This is a genomic window from Aestuariivirga sp., assembly GCF_044238155.1.
Classification (GTDB): Bacteria; Pseudomonadota; Alphaproteobacteria; order Rhizobiales; family Aestuariivirgaceae; genus Aestuariivirga.
In genome coordinates, this window is the sequence record NZ_JBIIDX010000237.1 from 1 (window position 1) to 2,863 (window position 2,863).

The window sequence follows — 2,863 nt, forward strand, 5'->3', positions numbered from 1 at the left end:
CGCAAGAACTGCGTGACATAACCTATGGTTGAATTGCGCAACGCCAATACGTCACGGGGCTGTGCGGTCACGACATCACGCCACTCTTCACCGTCCCGCACGTGGATGCTTCCACTCGTGGCGCGATAGGTTCCATAGATCAGCTTGAGCAAGGAACTCTTGCCGCGACCAGATGGGCCCGAAACAGCAACAGCCTCTCCGGCATTCACCTGCGCTGAAATACCATCTAACACTGCGATGCGCGCACCGGCCTGTTGGTGCATCATGAAGTGCTTGGTAAGCCGATCAATCTTGAGGATTGCAGACATGCTTATACCTGCAAGACGGATGAGACAAGCAGTTGCGTATAGGCCGCCTGTGGATCTTCCAGTATCTGGTCAGTAAGTCCCTGCTCGATGACACGGCCCTGCTGCATCACCATCATGCGTGACGACAACAGCCTGGCCACCGCCAGATCATGTGTCACGATGACCGCGGCAAGACCGAGACTCTTGACCAGACCCTTGATCAGGTCCAGCAGTCGTGCCTGAACAGAAACGTCGAGTCCACCCGTCGGCTCATCCATGAAAATCAACCGTGGCGAAGTCACCAGATTGCGGGCGATCTGCAGGCGTTGCCTCATGCCGCCCGAATAGGCCCACGGGCTGTCGTCGATCCGGTCCTCGGAGATTTCGACTCGCGCCAGCCAGTCCGTCGCGGCCGTCCGGATCTTGCCATAGTGCCGCGTACCAACGGCCATCATGCGTTCGCCAACATTTGCGCCTGCCGAAACCCCCATGCGCAGGCCCTCGCGTGCATCCTGATGCACGAAGCCCCAGTCGGTCCGCATGAGGAGCCTGCGTTCCGCCTCGCTCATCTCGTCAAGTGCCATGCGTTGTCCGTCACGCGTGGTGTAGAAAACCTTGCCTGAGCTTGTCGGCACATGGCCGGAGAGGCAACGCAGCAAGGTTGTCTTGCCCGAGCCTGATTCGCCGACAATCGACAAAACTTCCCCAGGGAATAGATCGAAGGAGACCTCAAGGCAGCCAGTCCGCACGCCATAGGTCTTACTTATGCTGTCTGCTGAAAGCAGCGGCCTCATGCGGCTCCCCGGTGGTTTGCGCAGAAATCCGTGTCGGAACAGACGAACATCCGTGTTCCACGGTCATCCATCACGATTTCGTCAAGAAAACTTTCACGCGATCCGCACAGGGCGCATGGCTTATCCCACGTTTGGATCTCGAAGGGATGATCCTCGAAATCGAGGCTCTTGACCTTCGTGTAGGGAGGAATCGCATAGATCCTTTTTTCTCGCCCCGCACCAAACAGTTGTAGAGCTGGACAGTTGTCGAGCTTGGGATTGTCGAATTTTGGAATTGGCGAAGGGTCGAATACGTAACGGTCAGCCACTTTTGCTGGGTAGGCATAAGTCGTAGCAATCTCGCCGTAATGCGCAATATCTTCGTAGAGTTTCACATGCATCACGCCATACTCCTCAAGCGCATGCATCTTGCGGGTTTCGGTCTCGCGTGGTTCGAGAAATCGCAGCGGTTCGGGGATGGGTACCTGGAATACCAGGGTCTGCGCTTCGGTGAGTACCGTTTCGGGAATACGATGCCGGGTCTGGATTACGGTCGCTTCGCTGGTCCGCTCGGTGGTGGCGACACCTGCCGTCTTGACAAAAAACTTACGGATAGAGACCGCGTTGGTCGTATCATCTGCGCCCTGGTCGATCACCTTCAGCGTGTCGTTTGGCGTAAGAATGGAAGCTGTGATCTGCACACCACCGGTGCCCCAGCCATAAGGCATTGGCATCTCTCTGCTGGCAAACGGTACCTGATATCCTGGGACTGCGATCGCCTTCAGGATCGCACGGCGAATCATCCGCTTGGTCTGCTCGTTCAGATAGGCGAAGTTATGGGCGGGTGAATTCATTCAGCGGCCTTTGATTGGTCTCTTCCGGCCGCAATCTCCTCACGCATGCGACGAAGCATGACGAGCTCAGATTGGAAGTCGACATAATGGGGCAGTTTCAGATGTTCGACGAAACCTGTCGCCTGCACATTGTCTGAGTGCGAGAGAACAAATTCTTCATCCTGTGCCGGAGCAACGCGTTCCTCACCTAGCTCTCCAGCCCTGAGAGCACGGTCAACGAGAGCCATGGACATGGCTTTTCGTTCACATTGCCCGAAGGCCAGGCCATAGCCCCGGGTAAACTGCGGCGCAACTGTGGCTGAGCCTTTGAACTGGTTGATCATCTCGCACTCGGTCACGGTGATCTCGCCAATCACCACCGGGAAACCCAGTTCTTCTGGGGTGAAGCTGACCTCCACCGTTCCCACCCGGATTTCGCCCGCGAAAGGGTGAGTGCGACCGTAGCCGCGCTGGGTTGAATAGGCGAGCGCAAGCAGAAAACCCTCATCGCCACGGGCAAGATTCTGCAAGCGTAACTCACGTCCAGCTGGAAAGTTGAGTGGATCTTGTGTCAAGTCGCCGATGTTATGCTGGCCATCCGATGGCTGTTCCATGAGGCCTTCAGCGCCTAGCAACTCCAGTACGCGGGGCATGTCATGACCGAGACCGGAAGGCGCACTTGCTGCCTCGGCTGGTTCTTCGTCAGCCGCTAGTGAGAAATCGAGCAGGCGGTGGGTGTAGTCGAATGTCGGACCCAGGATCTGCCCACCGGGAATGTCCTTGAAGGCGGCAGATATCCGCCGCTTTGCCCGCATATGCCGCGTCTCCAACGGCTCGGCGTAACCAAAGCGTGCCAGCGTGGTGCGTGTTGCGCGAATCAGGAAGATCGCCTCGATCAGATCACCACGGGCCTGCTTGACGGCGAGTGCAGCAAGTTCCCTGTCATAGAGAGATCCCTCATTCATCACCC

The 2,863-nt window shown here is 57.1% G+C and carries 4 protein-coding genes; all 4 read right to left on the reverse strand.

Going from position 1 to position 2,863, the window contains the following annotated elements; genetic code table 11:
• Nucleotides 1–308: ATP-binding cassette domain-containing protein (locus ACILRN_RS16485; RefSeq protein ID WP_395690050.1), on the reverse strand; the 308-nt coding region annotated here is incomplete at its 3' end.
• 2 nt (nucleotides 309–310) lie between these two features.
• Nucleotides 311–1,081 (reverse strand): phosphonate C-P lyase system protein PhnK, encoded by a 771-nt coding sequence (gene phnK / locus ACILRN_RS16490; protein ID WP_395690051.1) that lies wholly within the window; start codon nucleotides 1,079–1,081, stop codon nucleotides 311–313.
• Entirely contained in the window at nucleotides 1,078–1,914 is an 837-nt protein-coding gene (locus tag ACILRN_RS16495) for an alpha-D-ribose 1-methylphosphonate 5-phosphate C-P-lyase PhnJ (protein ID WP_395690052.1), read from the reverse strand. The genes phnK and ACILRN_RS16495 overlap by 4 nt, the downstream gene beginning before the upstream one ends.
• Nucleotides 1,911–2,863 (reverse strand): carbon-phosphorus lyase complex subunit PhnI (locus ACILRN_RS16500; protein WP_395690053.1); only part of this gene is annotated, 953 nt, incomplete at its 5' end. The genes ACILRN_RS16500 and ACILRN_RS16495, both read right to left, overlap by 4 nt.